We start from the raw sequence: 20726 nt of genomic DNA, 5'->3' as shown, positions 1-20726 counted from the left end.
GCTTATCAATTTATTTTTGCGAACATCGCTGGCAACCAAAACGCGTAGGGATTAACAAGCGCTATCGTTACAGCATACAGAATTTTATTCTGAAAATCCCACCACGTATGTACTGACCGACCAAGATTGTCCGCGTTATTCATCCTCATCATAAATGAGTTGCCCAATAAATATTCATTCTCTGGAAAATCAAATGGCACAGTGTAATAGTTAACATACTCTCCTTGCGGGAGACGAGAATAAGTAACATAGCTCCAATTTTGAAATGCTCGCGTAAATAGAAGATTAGGTGTGCCTGAATCAAAAATCGGCAACCCAGCAGACGAGAACAGGCGCAGGCCAAAACTAGCTCTCGCCTGAGCACCAAACGAAGCAACCACATATCGACCATTCGGATAAAACCCCACTTGGTCATACATGCTGGTCAAAAAGCCGGTCCAGTTCCCAGGACTTCCCAGCACGTACGCAGCGGTGCCCATTTTAACAATGCCATTTACAGTGTCCGGGCGCAGAAACACCAATGGTTGCTCTGCGCTTGTGATCGGACTGGGAAACGTAATTAGCGATTGGAAATTTCCAGGCCCATAGTTTGGTGCATAACGTCCAGAGTAAATAATGCAAAGCCTTGAATACTCTGAATCCAAAACAACCACATCGTCATTATTGGAAAAACTCAAACCGAAACTCATTAGCGAAACCTCACGACAAACAAACGCATAGTTCCGCCTTTCGTCGAGCTGGCGTCGAAAGTCCGCGTGTAGTTGTAAACGCGAGCCACCCCTTCAAGCATTTCCGTCTCAAACTGTCGCTGATCATTTGAGACGGGACCACTAGGAACGACAAACGCAATTGAATTACCTGGGTTGCAACCCGGCACAGAGAAATCTTGATTTCCCTTTACAGTGGTGAATGTCACCAGAGTCGATAACACCAACCGAACCGTAAAGGAATTCTCGTCAATTTGTACCGCACCATCATCACCCCATGTTCGTAGTCCAAAGCTCATGCCGATAGATCTCCCAGCTGTACTCGAAGAACGCCGTTCGCGTCCCAAACCTTTACCGCCCGATTAGTTACTTGAACTCGTCCCTGGCCAGCCACCGTCGAGTTGAGTTCTATGCCACCGGCCTTGCTCAGTTTCCAGCCCGTGCTGTTTGCCACGTAATTATCGGATTGGATGTTGTCTGCGATCTTGCCGAACGATAAAGAAAGGTCTTGGATAAAGGCAGAGCGCATAAACACTTGTCCGCCGGTAACGGCAAACGGCGATGACAGCGTGCCGTTTATTCCGTTAACTATCGCGAACGTGTCAGCACTCACCAAGAACTTGCTTTGCAATCCAGCAGGTCCGTTTTCAATCCCAAGCCCAATACCTGCAGCTACATACTGCCCTTGGGCGTTTACCTGCATCTTGACCGACCACATGGCCGACGCCTTTCCGTCCGCCGCAATCTGCGCCTGACTGACCTGCTGAACGACTGCACTAACCTGCTGTACGGCGGTGCTGTTCTGCTGACCTAAATCCACGGCAATGTTGGCGGTCGCCTCGACCGTATCGATGCGATTGGCGGACAGAATGCCGTCCTCAATCCTGGCTGATTGCTCGGACCACACCCCGACAAAGCTTCCGGTCGAACCCGCGTAGCCTGAACTTTCCCCAGCGAGTGTCGGGTTTACCTGGACATAGATCCCGTCCAGCTTGGTAGCCTGGGCCGTGATCTGTTGTTCGGTGCTGGTCACGCGCGTGGTCAAGCTGCTGACCGCCGAGGCGTCTGCCTTGGTGTTGGCCACGGTCAAGGCGCTGGCTGCTGCAGCTGCTGCATCAGCAGCCACCTTGTCCGTCACCGCTGCCCACGCCGAACCCGTCCAACGCTTCGGCGTGTTCGCGCCGCCGGTGATGTCGATCCACAGGTTTTGCACCAGTTGATCGGCTGCCGCCGGCGCACCCGTTTGCACGATCACCTTGCCCTTGCCACCGGCCAGGGTGTTCGCCGCGTTTGCCGCGTTTTGCGCAGCAGTCACGTTGCCGTTGGTAGTCGTCAGGCTATTGCTCAGCGACGTCAGGCTGGTGCCCTGACTGGTCAGGGTGGCGCCTTGCTGAGTGACCTTCGAATCAATCGACGACAGCGCCGCGCTGCTGGCCCCCGGACCTGCTCGACCGACAACCACCCAGTCGACTGCGAACACGTCTGCCGCAGATCCGCCGCCAATATCGAGGCGGATCTGCGAGATAGTGGAGTTGACCCAATCCGAGCCGCCCACGGAGAGCGCAGCCATGTCCCATTCCAGCACCGCGCTTTGCCCATTGGCCAACATTGGGTTTGGCAAGGTTTTGTAGTAACCCGACCCCACAGCGTGCGATGGCGTGGCATAAAACACCTTGCCATCCCAACCCGCACCGGCGATTCGCGTGATCCGCGCCCGAACCTTGGTATACAGCGAGCCGCTGATCCCCAACCCGGATGGGCTGGAGAACGTTGGGTCAGTACCTGTCGAGCTGATCGTTACCTGGCCATCCGCCCAGGCAACAGTGGACCCTCCATTAGTCCAACCCTCCACGCCGGTATCGAACTGCCAAAGCGCATTGGGTGCTGGGTCCAAGCCCAGCCCCGCCACATCACCTTGCAACGACGACAGGCTGTTGTTGAGCTGCGTCAGGCTGTCACTTTGGGAAGTGATTGTGCCTTCGGCGCTGGTCACCCGTGAATTCAAGGCCGTGACCGCTGCTGCGTCGGCTTTGGTGTTAGCCACCGAAAGGGCGTTGGCTGCCGCCGTCGCCGCATCGGTTGCCACCTTGTCCGTCACCGCCGCCCAAGCCGAACCCGTCCAACGCTTCGGCGTGTTCGCGCCGCCGGTGATGTCGATCCACAGGTTTTGCACCAGTTGATCGGCTGCCGCCGGTGTGCCGGCTTGCACGATCACCTTGCCCTTGCCACCGGCCAGGGTGTTCGCCGCATTCGCCGCAGTCTGCGCGGCCGTCACGTTGGTGTTGGTGGCGGTCAGGCTGTTGTTCAGCCCGGTGATCGAGGTGCCCTGGCTGCTGATCGTCCCTTCCGCCGAGGTTACCCGGGTGGTCAGGCTGGTCAGCGCCGCCGCGTCGGCCTTGGTGTTGGCCACCGACAGGGCATTGGCTGCCGCCGTTGCCGCATCCGTTGCCACCTTGTCCGTCACCGCAGCCCAGGCCGAACCCGTCCAGCGTTTCGGTGTGTTCGCGCCACCGGTGATGTCGATCCACAGGTTTTGCACCTGCTGATCGGCCACCGCCGGCGCACCGGTCTGCACGATCACCTTGCCTTTGCCACCGGCCAGGGTGTTCGCCGCGTTCGCTGCAGTCTGCGCCGCCGTCACGTTGGTGTTGGTGGCCGTCAGGCTGTTGTTCAGCCCCGTGATCGAGGTGCCCTGGCTGCTGAGCGTTGCGCCTTGCTGGGTCACCGTGGAATCCAGCGACGACAGTGCGGCCGAAGTTGCATCGATCTGCACCTGATCGGTCACGTCGTCGATAGTGAAATAGTCCAGCGCGACCACGCCCCCCATGTTGTTGTATCCCGCAATCAACATGGGCGAGATGTAGCGTGATCCCGCCTTGAGGGGCTTAGGACTGGCAATAGTGCCCGGCCCCGAACCGCCCGCGCCGGTGGTGTGCCCTTTCACATACGTGACCAGCTCGGTCCATTCACCCACGACCAAGGTCTTTGCGTTCGCCAACAGGTAATGCGAAGAGCTTGGCGAGTTGGCCCCGTTGGTGTTCACCCGGGTCACACCATCATCAGCGAAGCAATCGAGGCCCGCATAAAACTGCGGCGGTGTACCTGCGCGCACAGACACTTGCTGCACTCGCACTGCCAGCTTGTACAAACGAGTCGGATCAAAGCGGACCTTTTTGTTGGTCGCACCCCACCAGTTCGCGTTCGCCGGAATGTCGATAGTGAGCGTGGCACCACTGATGTTGCCTTCCACGTTCGACAGCGAATCAGTGGCCGCCGCAGCCGCCTGAGTTTTTGCCCAGGTATCCACCGCCAGACCATTAAACAAGCTCTGATAGACGCTCGTCGGCGAGTTATCACCGAAGCGCGTCAGGCTGTTGTTGAGCTGCGTCAGGCTGTCGCTTTGTGAGGTGATCACGCCTTCGGCGCTGGTCACTCGCGAATTCAACGCCGTCAGCGCGGCCGCGTCGGCCTTGGTGTTGGCCACCGACAAAGCATTAGCTGCCGCCGATGCCGCATCGGTTGCCACCTTGTCCGTCACCGCGGCCCAGGCCGAGCCCGTCCAGCGTTTGGGCGTGTTCGCGCCGCCGGTGATATCGATCCACAGGTTTTGCGCCAGCTGGTCGGCGGCCGCCGGCGCAGCGGCCTGCACGATCACCTTGCCCTTACCACCGGCCAGGGTGTTCGCCGCGTTCGCCGCGTTTTGCGCAGCGGTCACGTTGCCGTTGGTGGTCGTCAGGCTGTTGTTCAGCCCGGTGATCGAGGTGCCCTGGCTGCTGATCGTCCCTTCCGCCGAGGTCACCCGGGTGGTCAGGCTGGTCAGCGCCGCCGCGTCGGCCTTGGTGTTGGCCACCGACAGGGCGTTGGCCGCCGCCGCTGCCGCATCGGTTGCCACCTTGTCCGTCACGGCGACCCAGGCCGAGCTATTCCAGCGTTTTGGCGTGTTAGCACTGCCGGTGATATCGATCCACAGGTTTTGTACCAGTTGATCCGCCACCGCCGGCGCAGCAGTCTGCACGAGCACCTTGCCCTTACCTCCGGCCAGGGTGTTCGCCGCGTTCGCTGCGTTTTGCGCAGCGGTCACGTTGCCGTTGGTGGTGGTCAGGCTGTTGTTCAGCCCGGTGATCGAGGTGCCCTGGCTGCTGATCGTCCCTTCTGTAGACTCCACGCGAGTGGTCAGGCTGGTCAGCGCCGCCGCGTCGGCCTTGGTGCTGGCCACCGACAGGGCGTTAGCTGCCGCCGCCGCCGCATCGGTTGCCACCTTATCCGTCACCGCCGCCCAGGCCGAACCCGTCCAGCGTTTGGGCGTGTTCGCCCCGCCGGTGATGTCGATCCACAGGTTTTGCACCAGTTGATCGGCCGCCGCCGGCGCACCCGTTTGCACGATCACCTTGCCCTTGCCGCCGGCCAGGGTGTTCGCCGCGTTCGCTGCAGTCTGCGCTGCCGTCACGTTGGTGTTGGTAGTCGTCAGGCTGTTGTTCAGCCCAGTGATCGAGGTGCCCTGGCTGCTGATCGTCCCTTCCGCCGAGGTTACCCGGGTGGTCAGGCTGGTCAGCGCCGCCGCGTCGGCCTTGGTGTTGGCCACCGACAGGGCATTGGCTGCCGCCGTTGCCGCATCCGTTGCCACCTTGTCCGTCACCGCCGCCCAGACCGAACCCGTCCAACGTTTCGGCGTGTTGGCTCCACCAGTGATGTCTATCCACAGGTTCTGCGCCAGTTGATCGGCTGCCGCCGGTGCGCTGGTCTGCACGATCACCTTGCCCTTGCCGCCGGCCAGGGTGTTCGCCGCGTTCGCTGCAGTCTGCGCAGCAGTCACGTTGCCGTTGGTGGTCGTCAGGCTGTTGTTCAGCCCGGTGATCGCCGTGCCCTGGCTACTGATCGTTCCCTCTGCAAATTCCACTCGCGTGGTCAGGCTGGTGAGCGCGGCCGCGTCGGCCTTGGTGTTGGCCACTGACAGGGCATTGGCTGCGGCCGCTGCCGCATCGGTTGCCACCTTATCCGTTACTGCCGCCCAGACCGAACCCGTCCAACGTTTCGGCGTGTTGGCTCCACCAGTGATGTCTATCCACAGGTTCTGCGCCAGTTGATCGGCTGCCGCCGGTGCGCTGGTCTGCACGATCACCTTGCCCTTGCCGCCGGCCAGGGTGTTCGCCGCATTCGCTGCAGTCTGCGCCGCGGTCACGTTGCCGTTGGTGGTCGTCAGACTGTTGTTCAGCCCGGTGATCGCCGTGCCCTGGCTGGTGTTGACCCCTTCGATGTTGGTGATTTTGCTTTCAGCGGTGCTGACCCGTGTGGCCAGGCCGTTGGAATCCGTCACGACCTGGCCGACGTCCAGCCAATAGGTGGCATTAGGCGGCGACTTCGCCCCGGTCGCATCCACCGGTACCGCGATCTTGGCCTGATACAGACGATCGTTCAGGCGTGTGGATGCCCCGACGCCGTAGGCCTTGTCCTTTTGATACTCGCTCGATTTGGCGATAGTGCTGACCTGGTTGAGCTGCAGCTGCATCGCGGCTTGAGCTTCGGTCAGCGTCTCCTGCGCCTCGGTGAAGTTCGCCTGAGCCTCGGCGAGTGCTTGCTGGCCATCGTTAACGCGCTCCTGAAGGTAATCAGTCACTTCACTGATTTGACCATCCAAGACTTCAAGGCGATTGTTCACAGAACCTGGCAATGCCGGCGGACCATCAATCAGCTCGATTCGATCCAACAGCGCTTGGCCCAACTGACTCTCGGTGAGCTTTCCATCCAGCGCATCGAGGTAGGCCCCCACATCGTTTGAAGTCGACGCCGGCACGTACAGAAACGCACTTTTGCCGTAGGCGTTCGAGGACCGGACGAAGTAGTAATAGTTGGTGAAAAACCCAAGGCCAGTGTGAGTGAACGAAAGGCCCTGCCCCACATACACCGCGTCCTTCGGATCGGACTGAGGGACTGTACTGAAGAAATATTCGTACGTCCCACCGTTCAGACCGCGCAGGGTGTTGGACGGAATCAGGGTGATCGAGTCGATAGACGACTGAACCACACAGGCCTCCGGAATCGGTGGCCCGTTCACATTGACTGACAGAGTGGTTTCGCCCGATCGGGCCATCGGTCCCACTGCTGCCACACTCATCGTGTAGTTGCCGGAAGCCAAACCGTTGATCGCGCACGACGTGGAGGTGGCCGGCACGTTGTGCGACTGAATCGCGATTCCGCCCTGGCGAACGATGACCACGTATTCCTTCACGATGCCGGTCGGCGGCAGCCACGACAGAACGCCCTGCGTTACCTCAGCCGAACCCACCGGCGCCCATTTGAGGTTTGTCGGCGAGCCCAGGCCCCCGGCGGGCAGGTTGATAAAGCCGATCGGGTTGTAGGGCTGCCCAACCGCGTCTCTGAAAATAGGCTGCTCGTATTGGGCCACAGAGACACTGCAGCCCTCTTTGTCGCCCATCGACCAGTTGGTGACGATGAACTCACCCAAAATGTTGAGCGACGGCAGATTCACCCGGATCACGCGCCCGGGCCGGCAGTTGTAGCCGGATAGGTTCATGGGAATGTTGATGGTACCGCCGGCGCGCCGGCGCCGAAGCTCGATGTTCGCGAGGCGCTGGCACTGGTAGGGGTCGGTGACGTAGGAAAAAGTCAGCGTCTCTGCCGCTTCGCCGCCATCCTCAATGACCCACTGATCGACCCGCACCTCCGGATAGTCAGTTTCAGTCCACGATTGCGAAGGATCAACGAAGGTACCGCGCACGACGTTGATCGCCGCATCATTGGCTGGCTCGGTGCTGCCGGTGATCGTGCCCACCACCATGTCTTCGGTGAGCTCAAAATCGTACGGGCCGTAATAGGCACCCGCTTGGAGCATCCAGCGACCGCCCACGCGAATGAGTTTGCCGGCACACGCCGCTTCCAGCTTCTGTAGTACGCCGGTGCGCTGCTCGTCTGCGCCAATGACGCAGGCCGTCCGATAACGTTGACTGACTGAGCCATCAGCATTGGTGACAGTTTCATCGCACACGTTGGCCGCACTGGCGAAGGTCGAGAACACAATCTCGTCATCCGGAACGCCGCAACGTGCGCGCAGGTACCACAGAATATGGAGTGCGGTGTTCGCGCTGTAGCCCGTGGCGCCGGTGCGCGGGTCAAAGATATCGTTGCGCCCTTTCACCACAAACCGCGCATCCGGAATGCCGGAGGGAAACTTTTCCGCGCTGTAACGCAGCGACACGCGCACGAATGACAGGCCACGGCCGATCTGACTGTCCTTCCAGCCTGGGCAGTTGGTTTTGAGGAACGCGTTAACCTGGGTGGGATTGACGATCAACTCATAGCTGGCAAATGCGCCGAACGAACCGATTTCCTCTTCACCCAGATAAATATTCTCCAGGGAGTCGATATCCCCTTCGCTCAGCACGTAGACCATGTGCAGCCATTCGCCATCCGCCTGGTTGCCGGTTTGTTCCTGGGCCCACACGAGCACGCCACCCGTGGCAACACGTCCGAGGATAAAACGCACTGGTGCCTTTGAGGATCGGACGGTTTGCGCCGAAGGCTCGTTATCGCGCAAAGGCGACTTGGTGTTGAGCTTTTCCTGTTGCTCAGCCGCATAGAACGCCAGGCCCGCACCGATTGCGGCGCCCCAAGGGCCACCCTGGGCGAACCCTACAACCGCACCCACCACGACCTGCGCAAGTTTTTTTACGCCCGCACTCATTACTCAACCCTCCATGCCGCCAACGGCTCACACTCAACCCGGGTAACGCCTTCATCGGTCGTGGACCAGAAGTCACCCGCCCAGAAAACCGCCATGCTTCGCCCGTTCGGGGCGTCGTACAGCACCACGTCGCCACGCTGAACGAAGGCTAAAGACACCCGCTGAAAGGATGCGTCCCAAGCCGCCTCAAGGCTGCCGTGCTGCTTTTTCAGCTGCCGCTTGGCGCCCGCCTCCGATGTGTATTTGCCGCGATACTGCGCAGCTGGATCGACACCACAAACGGCGGCCGAGCAATCAGCGGCGAACAGGCAGCAGTCAAATTCGCCCCACGAAAAAGGCCGCCCTTGGGCAGCCTTGATCACGTCATGCAGACGCGTGGTCCAGTCCTGATAGCGCATGGCTTTACTCGTAGGTGAATACTGGTGCGTCCTTGGTGGAACCCCAGTAAATGGGCCACTCGGACATTTGGGCGATGGCATAGAAGAAGCGATCGCCTTCATGGCGAGCACGGTGGTTTTCATCGGTGAAACGTTCGGTACCGGTGCGGCTCCACTCGGCCATGCGATCAATCACCGGAACGGTGATGCTGTTGCCTTCCTGGCCATTGCCGGCAAATGAGAACTTGGCGGCATCCATGCGACCCGAGAAGAGGATGTCAGCGGCATAGTTGCCGTTCTCGTCGAACACCACGAACATCACTTTCGCCAGGCGCCCACGACAGCCGCGCACATTGGTCTCGGTCAGGATGTAGGCATCGAGGCCGCTCAGGGTCAGCTCGACCGACATGGGAGAGTTGGAGTTATCGCTTTCCTGCGACTGGCTCACCTCGCCAAAGGTGCCGACACCCTCGTAGGTGATGCTGTCGATTACCAGCTGGCCGGTACCGGTGTGCGCGAACACCATGCCGTCGGCAAAATCCAGCTGCACGGCATAGACCGGCATGAACTTGCCGGTGGCGATGATGTTCACCACGCTTTGGCTGAAAGGGAACGAAGACGGCATCAGAAGGCCTCCCTGAATTGAAAGCTGCCATTGGCCACGACGGGCTGCACCGTCAGCTGGTTGGTGTCGTCGACACGGCGCATCTCCGAATACGGATTTTTGTACTCCACGACGGCGCCGGCGGGCAGCGACCGCCGGATCCGCTTGTTGAGAAACACCTGGACCCGTCCCTGCGCCGTCGAAACGGCGTCCTCAACCACCTCAAACATTTCACCCGCGATCGTGATGTAGTCGCCGTAGGCAAAGACTTTTTTGCTGGGCGTCACGCCGCCGATGGTCAGGTTGGTGGCCTGGGCATTACCCGTCACGATGACCGGGGCGCCGATGTTGTCGGTTCTGATCCTGGTGAATGCAGGGATATTCACGGTGCCAAACATGCCATGCAGCCTGCCCAGCAACGCTGTCAGCTCGCGCTCATCCTCGTCGAATAGATCGTCGAAGTTGAGCGTGCACAGCCAATACGCACCGGGGTAGCCCATGATTTGTTGTGCATTGGAAAGCGTCGACGTGAATGCCCGGTTGTTGTAGACCATGCCCCAGGTCATTTGCGACGGCCACAGCGAAGCCGGCCAAACGATAGCCATAAAACTCCTACAGCCGGTTATCGGCGCTTGATTAATTGAAGTGCTGGTCCGTTCTGCTTGAGGTCTTTCAGCATCAGTTGGTAGCCGCCTTCAGCACCGCGACGAGCTGCGTCCTGGATCTGCGCCAGGGTCGACTCATCAGCATTGCCCTTCACCGTGATGTATTGGGTGATCCCGCCGACGGTGGTGGTGGACGCACTTTCATTACCGGCAGCACCTCCCGCTGAACCGCCCACCGCTCGAACACCCAGCGATCCGTCAGCGGCCCGGGTGAGCGGCATGATTGCCTCGGGTCCGGCCTCCGCAAAGATGCCGGCGCCCTTGGCAAAGGCAAACGTCTGCGGGGTGTTGTAAACACCGCCCGAATAGGACGAGAGACTGGCCGAGCTGTACACACCGCCCTTAGCATTCGCGACCATTGCGCCTTCGCTGAATCCGGTCATCGTGCCCTGCCCCAGCGCCTGGCTGCCGCCGGACATAAAGCCGAAGGCGCTGCTGAGAAAACCGGCAGCGGCCTGCCTGACCTGGATGCGGATCAGGTCCTCGATGATCGAGTCGGCCATGTCCTTGAAGGACAGCTTCCCGGTTTTCACGAAATTGACGATGCCATCTTCCAGGTTGCCGAACGCGTTAGAGAACAGCTCCTGCGTCTGACCCGCGACGTCTGCAGCCTGGTCCACGTAGTTCTGCAGAGCGTTCGACGCGCCATTGGCCCAGTTGGATTGCGCTACATCCACCTGGCTGTAATAGCTCTGCTGAGCCGACAAGCGCTTGCCGAGCTCGTCCTGCAGAACTTGGGTCTCGCTGGCATAGAGCTCCGGCGAGATCTGCCCGGTGTTGCGTTGCTCGTTCAAAGCGGCCAGGTCGGCCGCATATTTCTGCCGAAGCGCCAGATCGGCGCGCATACGATCACGGGCTTTATCGCCCAGGCCAATACCAGCCAGCTCTTGATCGAATCCATCCTGTGAGGTTTGCGTGCCAGTGCGTTGTGCCGCTTTGAAGGCGGTCAACTTCAGGTCGTCTTCGTTGGCCTTCTTGATCTTGTTCAGCGCGTCCAACTCAGCCGCCATGCCTAGCAGACGTGTCTTCTGCGCCTCGGACAATTTGCCCAGCTTGCCTTCCTGGAGCTCAAAGGAAAGTTTGGCGACCTCGGTTGCGTCTTTCTGCTTGTCGCCGGTGGTGTTGATCAGTTCGATCTGACGCTTGTAGGCTTCCTCTGCAGTGTCAAACGACTTCAGTTGCTGCTTCGCGGCAGTGTTGGACTCGGTCGCATTCTTCCTCAGGGCTTTGGCAGCAGCATCATCGGAAGCTTTCTGCGCATCCTTGGCGGCAGCGGCCGAGCGAATGGCGACAATCATGTCTTCGGTGAGCAGCGTATTCTCGGCGATGAACCTGTTTGCCGCCTGGAGTGCTGTTTTGTCTTGAGCTGCGCCGAGCTGTTTCTGCAACTGCTCCAGGTACTTCTGGCCGACGCCGGCGGCTGAAGCCTTGGCGGCAGCGTTCTCCAGCTGGGCGCGGGTGTTTTCATCGGTCTGGCCAGTAAGCGCAGCCAGGGCGGCTTTAAGTTGGGCGACCTGTTCGGCATTCTCTGCCGCAGCGCCTCCACTTTTCTCCAGCGCGTCTGCCATTTCAGCAGTCACACCAGGGACAACGCGTACCTGGTCCGCTACCGATTTCCAGTCGACAACCATACCAGCGGACTGGTCGGCAGAGGCCTTGTTGATGACATCCATCGCAGACTGGAACTCAGCCGGCAGCGGCGCAATGCCACCCATGAAGCCGGAGGCGCCTGCCAATCCTGCATTGGTCAGACTGCTTTGGAACTCAAACGCAATCGAACCGGCAGCCGTCGATAGATCCTTCTCAGCATCCTCGATGGAAGCCTTTAGTTCGCGAAGGGTGACCGATTGGGTGGCTCGGTTGAGTTTGTTGAATCGCTCGACCAATTTGTCGATGGGATCGCTAAGGTCGCCCAGCTTCTTTTCGAGAACACTAGTGTTGTCGCGCAGAGTGAGGAACGCAGTAGCAGCGCCAATGGCGAGAGCTGCGATACCTACAGGGCCGCCGAGCAGCCCCATGATGACGCCACCGGCCCGACCCAGGCCGGCCTGGGCAGCGGCGACCGCGTTTGTTGCCCGCGCTTCGAGCATTCGCGCTTCGGCAAGCTGGATCGACATTTGTGTCTGCACAGCCGTGCCGCGTGCTGCGGCCACTTCTTTTTCAGCCAGGAACACCGATGTCTGAGCTTTCTTTTGCTCTGCTTTTGCGGCGAGGAGAATGGCTGCCGCTTGGGCTTTGCGAGCCGCCGCATCTTGAAATGCCGAATAGATGGCCACGCCAGCGGAATCAGCGGCGCTCACGCCGTACTTGGTCAGAGCAGCGATGGCCGCAACGATCGCGATATCCGCTAATGTTCCGAAATTGTCACCGAGCGCACCGATACTCCCTGCCAAGACGCCGGTGAAGTCAGTAGTTTCGTTCAGTTTTCCAAGATAAACGGTGAAGGCATTCGAGAGATTTTGTACGGCATCGCGCACTGCTACGCTCATGCTGTCAGCCAATACACCGTTGGCCCCGGCAGACTTCTGCAGCCCTTCAGTGAGCACATCCAAACTCAGTTGGCCTTGTGCTCCGAGACTTCGGATTTCCTCTGCTGTTTTCCCGGTCGATTTTGCGATGGTGTCCACAACCGTCGGCATCGCTGCCAGAATCGACTGCCAGCCATCAGCTTCAACTTTGCCGGTTTGCAACGCCTTGGAGTACGCATCGATCGCCGAGCTGGCCTTATCAGCTGAAGCGGAGTTGGTCACCAGCAAAAAGCTGAAGCTGTCCATCACGTCCAGGGCCTGGCCGGTGTCGTACCCCATCGACTTCAGGCTGTCCGAGGTCCGGATGTACAACTCTTGCGCTTCGCTCAGCGGTCGGTAAGTGCGCTTGGCAGTTTCGAGCAGCCGCTGCTGAACCAGGTCGTATTCGCCCACGCTGCTCGTGGCCATGCCGATCCGATCAGACATCTGACCGTAGGAGTCCGCCGCCTCGACGATCTTGCTGATTGAAGCAATTCCGATCGCCCCAGCCAGCGCGCCTTTGATGAAACCGGCAGCTCCTTGCGCGCTTTCTCCGGCTCGATCGAACGCCTCATCAATACCTGCCAAGCTCTTATCAATTTTGCCCGATGCTTGGGCAACACTGGAGTCAGCCCGAGCCATTTCCTGCCGCAGTTGGGCGGTAGTTGCCTCAATCCTGACCAGCATTCCCTGAACGTCTGTGTCAGCCATTGCTTTCTCCGGGCGTAAAAAAACTCGCCGAAGCGAGTTGTTTTTTTGTTGAGCCTTCAGGGCAGCAGCTAATACTGCCACCCCTCTTCAGGCTATTGCTTCGTGTATTTAAAAGGAGAAGGAGCGGTGAGCAGCGGTTCAGGCTTGTCCCACATACCCCGGTACCCTCGAACCTGATAGGAGAGGCCCGGCTTGAGCTCCAGCAGCAGGCCGCTCAAGTCACCGCCAGCGCACATGGCGTTGTTCTTGATACTGAGCTGCGCCGGACCCGGCGCGTGATAGAGCTTCACACTTTCCCCATGACTAGTCTTAGCTGCAAGTTGACCATCAAGGTAAACAGACATCCCCGCTCCAAAACAGCTCATTGCACCCGCATCCTGGGTGAACACGATCCTCGCGTCGTCGGGATTTTTTTGACGGCTGAACGCGTAAACATCTGATTGAGCTACTTGCTTTGCGCGATCCGCAGACACTTGAGTGGTCTCACATCCCGAAATCACGAACGCCAAAACCGTCACGCATATCACTTTCAGCACTTTCAACCCTCCCTGTAGATGGCGGCAATCTATCATCACATTGGGGACAGCAAAAAGGCTAAATTATGCCTGCCGCCCCGTCAGAACCTGCCGCAGCTTTTCTGCAACGGTCGACGGTTTCGGCTTTTCCTTGGATCCGGACGGCTTTCCGCCAAAAGGATTCGTCATCTGCGCCCATTCGATCCTGGCGTCCATGGCCAGAAACAACTCAGGGAGCGGCGTACGCCAAGCTACCTCAGGCGACCAGCCCAGCCAGCCCGTGGCCACGGCATACAACCGATCAACATAGCTACCGTCCTCGACAGCGCTTACTCCTTCCCCGCTTCGTTCTTTCCCGACTCTTTCCCTCGCGGATTATAGAGCGCGACCAAGTAAGCATTGAGTTGGACGGACACATCGAGCACACCGGACTGCCAAACTTGTTCGGCAAGCGCTTCACCCTCCTTGCCCGACAAGCCTGCACCCGCCGCAATTATGCGCGCGCACCCATCAACACTCAGAGCGCTCACTACTTGAGAGGCACCTCGCAGTCCGCCGAAGTGCGCCTCGATTGCACGAACGGCGCCCAAGGTAGGCACCATCGTGTAAACGTCATCGCCAACGGTGACCTCAATGGTGCCGTGAAGAGTTTTACTCATGGGTCAAGTCCTTAAAGGCTGGGGCCGAAGCCCCGCCAGTTACGTTGGAAGGATTTCAAGAATGTCGGAGTTGATGCCGATGGTGACGTTACGGCGAACCACGTTATCGGCGGCGCCGGGGGCGACGGTGTTGTTCATCACCTTGCCGCGCATGTAAAAGGTGGTCGGCAGAACGGCCGGGGTCGCATCAGGATCGCCGTCATTCAGGGTGACCTTGATGTTGTAGTCGCCTTTGCTGCGGTCCTTGTGCGCCACTTTCAGTTTGGCCTGGCCCAGGTCGCCGTTGTCCAGGCCCACGGTCAGGGTCAGGTCGCCCGCATCCGCAGTACCCTTGTACTTGCGCACTCGACCGTCGCGAAGGGAGGTGAAGTTCACCGCGCTGAAGGTGTCACCGAACTCACCGAGGTCTTCGATCTCGCCCACTTCGACATAGGTATCAGCTTTGTACAGCGCTTCGGTGTCTGCGCCGTTCTTACTGCCGATCGAGAATCGGCAGCCGGCGGCTGTGTTGAGGTTGTCATCGGCCATGGGGAGTCCTCCAAAGGCGCATTGGATAAAGCCGCAGGGCGGCCGGGTGTAGGGTTTAGTGGGTGGTGATTACGCGGACCGTGATTGAGCCCTGGTAAGTGATGCCGTCAGCATCGCGCTGGGCATCGGCTTGTTCGACCCGGACGGATACGGCGCGACCTACACAAAGAGGTAGCCGGCGTTCGTCCAAGGCGGCAACAACCTCACCGTTTATGCGCTTCACCTCAGCCTGGCCGTGGGCATCAGACCAAACCGACATATAGAGCATGCGAGTCTCGCGCTTACGGCCTGAGATGGGCCGGGCGTTCACCGAGACTTCACGATCAATCGAGATGTAAGGCATCGGCGTGTCCATCGGCGCGCCGTCGTATACAGGACACGAGACCTCGGCTTCCAGTCGCGCCACCAACGCTTCTTGAAGTGCAAGAGACGGATCAGCCATCGGTAATTCCCTTGCTTGCTTTGCTCAAAGTCCTGGCCACAGCGGCGCGGATATTGGCCAGAACGAACTCTCGATTCACGGCCATCGCCGGTCGAAGCCATGGATGCGCAGGTCGAGCCGGGATATCAGGATAGTTACCGTAGAAGTGGCCACCATCACTTTTGTTCTTAGTGGGCCGCTCGTTCAGGGCATTGTGCCGCCCTTTCAGTTGCGACTTGTCCCGGTTATTGGTGTGTTGTCCACCCACTGCGTTGGCATCAGCACGTCGATAAAGCGCACCGTTGTAACCCTTGGTACCGTACTCGAGAAAGCGTAAATAGAAGAACCGGCGCATGTCCCTTTTACCGCGAATACCGATTTGTGCATCCAGGCCGCTTTTGGAAACGAACGTCTTTAGAGCACCTGCAGCGGCCCCGGTGTCCCTCGGTACCAACTGCCGCATGGTTGCCAAAATCTGGTCCGCAGACTCTTGCATCGCTGGGACCAATTCGTTATCCATTGTCAGGTGGATGTTGCGAAGCGTGCGCCGTAACTTGAAGTCGCCGGACATGCGTGAGCGGCGAGCCATGGTTTACTCCTTGACCGCCTCGGTCTTTTTCGTTCCAGGCGACTCCACGACTTCACGAACAAGACCGCGATTGACCAGGTCGGTGCCTGTCTTGGCGTCGACGGTGAATTCCTCACCTTTGGCTTTTTCGCCAATGGCACCCGACAGGTTGCCTAATGCGATTACTTTCATTGCTCACCTCTATCAATTGGGAACGTTTGAACAAAGCAGTCGAAACATCGACCGTGCGTTGTCGGGCAAAACTGCTTCGATGAGATAGGTCACGCTGAGCCCATTGGCTACATGCACTAGACGCATTCCAGCTATCACATCAGCGCGAGGCCGAATGCGAATTTCAGCTGAGACCACCGCCTTCAGCTGTTCTGCTACAGGCGCGATGCGCCCGGTGGGCAGAGAAATATCAGCCCATGTTTTGCCAATGTCCGACCAGGTGACGTCGAAGCCGGCCGATGGGTTTTTAACGCGCACTGGCCTCTGCATGATGCAACGATGACGCAATGATCCGGCTCTCATTAAACCCCCCAGCCAACACGATATGGCGTCAACAACGAGCGGGAGCCCATGGGCAATTCAGAAGAAATTGTCCCGACGACCACATCCTCCCGATTCGCGTAGAGACTGCCCGCGATCAGCAGGCAGGCGGCGCGAATGGAAGGATTAATGACTATCGGCTTACTGCCAGCGGAGCCATCCGCCAATGCAGCAGCGAGCGAAACTTCATCAGCATAAAATCGCCGATTTAGAAACTGCGCTGCGCTGTCTTCGGCCGCGGCCAAGAGCAGCTCGACACTGTCACGATCGTCGTCCTCAGCCCGCAGGTGCTGCATCGCTTCCTCTGTCGAGATTGCGTTCATATCAAGCCTTTGGGTCGGTCTCAGTCGCCAGCCCCTTTGCAATAAGCAAAAGCGCTTCGTGTTTAGGTGAGTCATACCCTGCACCACCAGCCTGACGAATTTCTTTGCCATCCAGGTAACTTCGAATTGGATAGATAACCATCCGATTGCCGGGACTGTCGTCAGTGTCAGCCTCTGATGCTGGAGAGCTGAGCGTTGGCCCATCAACGCTCGTCGCGTCCTGATCGAGTTCCGAAGAATTAGTGCTGCCCATTCCACTAGTGCCATCGACGACGGGCGTTGATGCTGTTTTTGCTTGAGTGACGCGAGCCATTTTTGTGTCTCCAAAAAAGTAAGAGCCGCTTTTAGGCGGCTCCACATGAAGTGGTGAGAATTAAGGCGCGGCAATCAAAGGTCCAGTGACGAATGCTTCTGGTCGATACACCGCAAACGCCAGGCGCTCCTCAGCACGGATGGTGACCATGTTGTTCTCGAAATCTTTGTCGTTCTCGGTCGAGACGAGCACTTCAATGCCCATGCGATCAAAGATTTGCGCAGCGAGGCTGAATGCACCCGTGAGGAATTGGTTTTGGACAATCGCCTGTGTTTCAACCACGGGCAGATTCCAAAGCCGCGGCGAAGTGCCCTCTTGTGGCTTGCCGATGATGTAACGATTTTCGCCGTCTTTGAGCAGTTCGATCGCGGCCCAGTCAATCGGGTTAAGCACGATGCCAGTGGATGGAAATTCAGCCAGCGTTGCCTGGAGCAACGCCAGTCGAATGCGATCGATGCGTTGCTCTGCATCGACGATGATGCCGGCCGGCGAAACATATGCTTGAGCCTGCGGGATGATGCCGTGCAGGTTGTTCCCGGTCCCGTTGCCGTAAAGCAGCTGCGCTTCTTCAGCGAGCAGCAACCCGTAACGCGCCCGGGCATCGATGTAGCTTTGCAAAGCGGCAGCATCATCGAGGATCTGGCGGCTACCTTTGAACAGGTGCGCGATCGTGCGAACGTTGGCGTTTTCCAAGCCGAAGGTCAGTTCACTGTAAGGCTTGGCCAGGCCCTCACCAACAATCGCGGCATTGTTGGTAAAGCCCGTCTCGCGAACGTATTCCACCGCGTTGGAACCTGTGGTGCCGGGGGCAACCAAATCGCGAATGGTCAGTCGACGCTGCGGTGCGAGAATCACACCCAGGCGTTCAGCGGGTACCAGTGCGCCACCCGATGCAGGGGCGGAAGTCAGCGCTGCACGAGGGACCTCGACCCGGCGAGATCCACGGAACGAGCTGCTAACCCCCTCTTCCTGCATCTTGGCCGACACCAACTGACCGGCCGATTGCTGAATTTCTGGATCATGCTGCTTGCCGGCATTGACCAGCTTCTGTTCGGCCTCCTGTACCCGGGCCTGCAGCTCGCCTTGCTTGAGCAGGAGCTCGTCCACCTTGCCGCGGGTTTCAGCCTGCATTTCACCGGAGGCCTTGATTTCCTTCTCGGTGCGCTCGGCATAGGTTTTGATCTGATCGCCAACGGCTTTCAGATCGGCCTGGGTTTGCTTTTGAGAAGCTTCGATTTGGGAAAGATCTACTGGCATGGTTTTGCTTCCTTCAGAAATGAAAAAACCGCCACTTGGGCGGTTACTGATCGGGGTGCTAATTCAGTCGTCTAGCGAATGGGAATGAGGTTCCGTAATGCAGACGCCTGGGTTGCGGTTTCTTCAAACGCGGATACATCAAGGGCAGCGCAAGGCATACCCGGCACGACAGCGCGAGGCGTGTCGCCGCCGGCAGCGCTAGGCGTACCGGACTTGATTTCGGAAAGTAGTTTGCGTCTTTCGGTGCGGGGCATGCCGGACTTGGCGAGGGCCGCATCCAGACGACGGGCAGAATGCGCCTGGCTTTGCTCCTGGTCGGCGGCTTCCTTTACCTCATCGGCGGAAATGAGCCCGGTGGCAAAACCTTTCTCCATGGCCGTGGCACCGCCCATGTAGGTTTCCGCATCCAGCATCGCTTCGACGACCTTTTCATCCTGACCGCTGGTGTCGGCATACAGGCCGATCATGGCGCGGTCGAATTCTTCCATGGTATCGGCCAGCTCGCGGATCGCATGTCGGTTCCCGGCGAAATAGGTCCAGCAGTTGTGAATCATCAGGAATGCAGTTTTTGCCACCTCACGCTTCTCGCCGGCCATCGCAATGACGGACGCAGCTGAGGCGGCCAGGCCCAAAACCTTAGTGGTGACCTCTTGAGAGTGTTCACGCAAACGGTTGTAGATCGCGATGCCTTCAAACATGTCCCCGCCGGGCGAGTTGATGTACACGGTGACGGGCTTGTCGCCGATGGCACGTAGTGCCGCATCCACACGCTTCACTGTCACGCCCTCGCCCCACCAATCCTCACCGATGATCCCGTACATGGTGATCGTGTCCGTTCCGGTTTCCATGGCAGCACGGATATCCGGATTCCACATCTCGAGCGCACGAGGGCTCAGCTCACAGCGGAAGCCGCTGGCTTTGATATTCAGCGCCATTGCTTACTCCTGTTTCTGGCCGAGCCAGTTCTTCAACGCAGCCTGCGCAGCCTGCCCGTCGGTTGTTTGCCCCAATTGATCAATCGGGGTGAGGTTGGTTTGTACGGTGAGCACGGCAGCGTTGCCACCCTTGCGGGGGAGGTTCTCTTTAACGCGGCAATCGTCCCGGGTATAGATGCCGTTCTGCACCATGGTGCTGTACAGCGCAGCCCGGGCCGCACTGTCCGCTTTGAGAAACGCTTCCAGGGAGTACTCCGCGTAAAAAGTGCGGCGCTCAACCGCAGTCAAAAGACGCTTGTTCACACACTGCTGTATCTGATTGGTGATCGAGCTGATGCTGAAGGTGAGGAAAGCGATCATTTGCTGCTCGAGGCCCGTGCCCCAGTTGCTACCGGCATCGGTTTTGCCGACCATCCAGGGAGGAACCCCGAACCAGCGACAGACCTCCTCAATGCTGTAACCCCTGGACTCCAACAATTGAGCGTCGACCGGGTTAATCCCTATCGACTCTGGGGTAATGCCCTGCTCCAGCACAGGCGAGCGCCCGGCGTTCAGCGCACCCGACACTTGCTTCACGTAGTCACGGAACTCCTCGCGCTGCTCGGGCTTGAGTACCCGGTCGACCTTGAAAGCCACCGCAGGTAGAAGACCGTTTTTGAAGGTGCCGTTAGCAGCGTCGTCCGCTGACATCGCAGCGCCGAACACATCCGCGCCATAGCGGATGGCTGATAGCCCCACTCGACCATCGAGACTGAAGGCGGGGATGTGCAGCATGTCTTCGCGCTCGATTTTACGTCTGGCGCCTTTTCTCGGTCGAAACCAATACGCAACACGACCATCAGCATCAAGCTCGAGGTCGACCCTTGATGGCAAGAGGAAATCCAATGCAACGATCCGTCCTCCAATCCGCATGATCTCGGCGAAAGCGTTACCCCGCAGCAACATGGCAGAGACCATCGCCTGCCAGAACTGAAAGGCGGTCATGTCTTCGTTGGGACTGGTGTGGATGACGTCGTAGATTGGGAAATCGCGGGCATCGCTCCTGCCGCCATCCAACTCTCGACGGTAAACGCCGAGGGGCAATCCTGCCACCGAAGTAGAGATGATCCGTACGCAGGACCAGACCGCCGACAGCTTCATGGCGTTATCGACGTTCACCGTTTTTCCGGAACTGGACTGACCACCCAGGAACTGCCCCCAGAATCCCCCGTCGCTCAATTTTATCGATTTTCCAAACCACTCTCCCACGGAAGCGCTGGGCTTTCGGGCTGCACGGCCGATTACGGCCGATAAGGATCTATTCACCGGTCAGCCCCCTACGCACAAAGCCCGCGATGAGAAACAACGCGCCGGCGCCGGCCAGCAAAGACCAACCAAGGCCTGCC

19 protein-coding genes are annotated in these 20726 nt (G+C 58.8%); all 19 read right to left on the bottom strand.

From position 1 onward, the window contains the following. Nucleotides 1-5: 5 nt before the first annotated feature. Entirely contained in the window at nucleotides 6-689 is a 684-nt protein-coding gene (locus UB23_RS28685) for a hypothetical protein (RefSeq protein WP_082069209.1), read from the bottom strand. Further along, the gene (locus UB23_RS30330) at nucleotides 689-1006 is read right to left on the bottom strand and encodes a hypothetical protein (protein ID WP_082069208.1); all 318 of its coding nucleotides are present in this window, start codon (nucleotides 1004-1006) and stop codon (nucleotides 689-691) included. Before UB23_RS30330 ends, UB23_RS28685 begins: the two co-directional genes overlap by 1 nt. Next, the gene (locus UB23_RS30830) at nucleotides 1003-8406 is read right to left on the bottom strand and encodes a phage tail protein (RefSeq protein ID WP_045060667.1); all 7404 of its coding nucleotides are present in this window, start codon (nucleotides 8404-8406) and stop codon (nucleotides 1003-1005) included. The genes UB23_RS30330 and UB23_RS30830 overlap by 4 nt, the downstream gene beginning before the upstream one ends. Next, entirely contained in the window at nucleotides 8406-8804 is a 399-nt protein-coding gene (locus tag UB23_RS18085; protein ID WP_045060666.1) for a DUF6950 family protein, read from the bottom strand. Before UB23_RS18085 ends, UB23_RS30830 begins: the two co-directional genes overlap by 1 nt. A gap of 4 nt (nucleotides 8805-8808) precedes the next feature. Beyond that, a complete protein-coding gene (locus UB23_RS18080; protein WP_045060665.1) occupies nucleotides 8809-9408 on the bottom strand; it encodes a hypothetical protein in 600 nt (199 codons plus the stop codon). After that, the gene (locus UB23_RS18075) at nucleotides 9408-9992 is read right to left on the bottom strand and encodes a hypothetical protein (protein WP_045060664.1); all 585 of its coding nucleotides are present in this window, start codon (nucleotides 9990-9992) and stop codon (nucleotides 9408-9410) included. Before UB23_RS18075 ends, UB23_RS18080 begins: the two co-directional genes overlap by 1 nt. Before the next feature lie 17 nt (nucleotides 9993-10009). Then, nucleotides 10010-13270, bottom strand: coding sequence for a phage tail tape measure protein (locus UB23_RS18070; RefSeq protein ID WP_045060663.1), 3261 nt, complete (start codon nucleotides 13268-13270; stop codon nucleotides 10010-10012). A gap of 92 nt (nucleotides 13271-13362) precedes the next feature. Continuing rightward, entirely contained in the window at nucleotides 13363-13806 is a 444-nt protein-coding gene (locus UB23_RS28030; protein ID WP_152644291.1) for a hypothetical protein, read from the bottom strand. Nucleotides 13807-14114: 308 nt separating this feature from the next. Then, a complete protein-coding gene (locus UB23_RS18060) occupies nucleotides 14115-14444 on the bottom strand; it encodes a hypothetical protein (protein ID WP_045060662.1) in 330 nt (109 codons plus the stop codon). Nucleotides 14445-14483: 39 nt separating this feature from the next. Then, complete coding sequence (locus UB23_RS18055) at nucleotides 14484-14972, bottom strand: hypothetical protein (RefSeq protein ID WP_045060661.1); 489 nt, start codon at nucleotides 14970-14972, stop codon at nucleotides 14484-14486. Nucleotides 14973-15027: 55 nt separating this feature from the next. Continuing rightward, nucleotides 15028-15414 carry a DUF3168 domain-containing protein gene (locus UB23_RS18050; RefSeq protein ID WP_045060660.1) on the bottom strand — a complete coding sequence of 129 codons (387 nt, stop codon included), beginning with the start codon at nucleotides 15412-15414 and terminating at the stop codon, nucleotides 15028-15030. Next, complete coding sequence (locus tag UB23_RS18045) at nucleotides 15407-15982, bottom strand: HK97-gp10 family putative phage morphogenesis protein (protein WP_045060659.1); 576 nt, start codon at nucleotides 15980-15982, stop codon at nucleotides 15407-15409. Before UB23_RS18045 ends, UB23_RS18050 begins: the two co-directional genes overlap by 8 nt. Before the next feature lie 3 nt (nucleotides 15983-15985). After that, nucleotides 15986-16153, bottom strand: a complete 168-nt coding sequence (locus UB23_RS29950; protein WP_177328573.1) for a hypothetical protein — start codon at nucleotides 16151-16153, stop codon at nucleotides 15986-15988. 12 nt (nucleotides 16154-16165) lie between these two features. Then, nucleotides 16166-16495, bottom strand: a complete 330-nt coding sequence (locus UB23_RS28670) for a head-tail adaptor protein (RefSeq protein WP_177328572.1) — start codon at nucleotides 16493-16495, stop codon at nucleotides 16166-16168. Then, nucleotides 16495-16836 (bottom strand): head-tail connector protein, encoded by a 342-nt coding sequence (locus tag UB23_RS18040; protein ID WP_045060658.1) that lies wholly within the window; start codon nucleotides 16834-16836, stop codon nucleotides 16495-16497. Before UB23_RS18040 ends, UB23_RS28670 begins: the two co-directional genes overlap by 1 nt. 1 nt (nucleotide 16837) lies before the next feature. After that, the gene (locus UB23_RS29470) at nucleotides 16838-17149 is read right to left on the bottom strand and encodes a hypothetical protein (RefSeq protein ID WP_152644290.1); all 312 of its coding nucleotides are present in this window, start codon (nucleotides 17147-17149) and stop codon (nucleotides 16838-16840) included. Between the two features lie 60 nt (nucleotides 17150-17209). Beyond that, the gene (locus UB23_RS18030; protein ID WP_045060656.1) at nucleotides 17210-18406 is read right to left on the bottom strand and encodes a phage major capsid protein; all 1197 of its coding nucleotides are present in this window, start codon (nucleotides 18404-18406) and stop codon (nucleotides 17210-17212) included. Nucleotides 18407-18477: 71 nt separating this feature from the next. After that, entirely contained in the window at nucleotides 18478-19341 is an 864-nt protein-coding gene (locus tag UB23_RS18025; RefSeq protein WP_045060655.1) for a head maturation protease, ClpP-related, read from the bottom strand. Between the two features lie 3 nt (nucleotides 19342-19344). After that, nucleotides 19345-20646 carry a phage portal protein gene (locus UB23_RS18020; protein WP_045060654.1) on the bottom strand — a complete coding sequence of 434 codons (1302 nt, stop codon included), beginning with the start codon at nucleotides 20644-20646 and terminating at the stop codon, nucleotides 19345-19347. Between the last annotated feature and the right edge of the window lie 80 nt (nucleotides 20647-20726).

Origin of the sequence: Pseudomonas sp. ES3-33, assembly GCF_000952175.1 — a bacterium.
In the GTDB taxonomy this organism is placed as follows: Bacteria; Pseudomonadota; Gammaproteobacteria; order Pseudomonadales; family Pseudomonadaceae; genus Aquipseudomonas; species Aquipseudomonas gregormendelii.
This window is presented reverse-complemented; position numbering and strand designations above follow the sequence as displayed.

Excerpts from the sequence above, each read along its gene's own strand:
- UB23_RS28685 (WP_082069209.1), bottom strand. The coding sequence starts at position 689 with ATGAGTTTCGGTTTGAGTTTTTCCAATAATGACGATGTGGTTGTTTTG.
- UB23_RS30330 (WP_082069208.1), bottom strand. The coding sequence starts at position 1,006 with ATGAGCTTTGGACTACGAACATGGGGTGATGATGGTGCGGTACAAATT.
- UB23_RS30830 (WP_045060667.1), bottom strand. The coding sequence starts at position 8,406 with ATGAGTGCGGGCGTAAAAAAACTTGCGCAGGTCGTGGTGGGTGCGGTT.
- UB23_RS18085 (WP_045060666.1), bottom strand. The coding sequence starts at position 8,804 with ATGCGCTATCAGGACTGGACCACGCGTCTGCATGACGTGATCAAGGCT.
- UB23_RS18080 (WP_045060665.1), bottom strand. The coding sequence starts at position 9,408 with ATGCCGTCTTCGTTCCCTTTCAGCCAAAGCGTGGTGAACATCATCGCC.
- UB23_RS18075 (WP_045060664.1), bottom strand. The coding sequence starts at position 9,992 with ATGGCTATCGTTTGGCCGGCTTCGCTGTGGCCGTCGCAAATGACCTGG.
- UB23_RS18070 (WP_045060663.1), bottom strand. The coding sequence starts at position 13,270 with ATGGCTGACACAGACGTTCAGGGAATGCTGGTCAGGATTGAGGCAACT.
- UB23_RS18060 (WP_045060662.1), bottom strand. The coding sequence starts at position 14,444 with ATGAGTAAAACTCTTCACGGCACCATTGAGGTCACCGTTGGCGATGAC.
- UB23_RS18055 (WP_045060661.1), bottom strand. The coding sequence starts at position 14,972 with ATGGCCGATGACAACCTCAACACAGCCGCCGGCTGCCGATTCTCGATC.
- UB23_RS18050 (WP_045060660.1), bottom strand. The coding sequence starts at position 15,414 with ATGGCTGATCCGTCTCTTGCACTTCAAGAAGCGTTGGTGGCGCGACTG.
- UB23_RS18045 (WP_045060659.1), bottom strand. The coding sequence starts at position 15,982 with ATGGCTCGCCGCTCACGCATGTCCGGCGACTTCAAGTTACGGCGCACG.
- UB23_RS29950 (WP_177328573.1), bottom strand. The coding sequence starts at position 16,153 with ATGAAAGTAATCGCATTAGGCAACCTGTCGGGTGCCATTGGCGAAAAA.
- UB23_RS28670 (WP_177328572.1), bottom strand. The coding sequence starts at position 16,495 with ATGAGAGCCGGATCATTGCGTCATCGTTGCATCATGCAGAGGCCAGTG.
- UB23_RS18040 (WP_045060658.1), bottom strand. The coding sequence starts at position 16,836 with ATGAACGCAATCTCGACAGAGGAAGCGATGCAGCACCTGCGGGCTGAG.
- UB23_RS29470 (WP_152644290.1), bottom strand. The coding sequence starts at position 17,149 with ATGGCTCGCGTCACTCAAGCAAAAACAGCATCAACGCCCGTCGTCGAT.
- UB23_RS18030 (WP_045060656.1), bottom strand. The coding sequence starts at position 18,406 with ATGCCAGTAGATCTTTCCCAAATCGAAGCTTCTCAAAAGCAAACCCAG.
- UB23_RS18025 (WP_045060655.1), bottom strand. The coding sequence starts at position 19,341 with ATGGCGCTGAATATCAAAGCCAGCGGCTTCCGCTGTGAGCTGAGCCCT.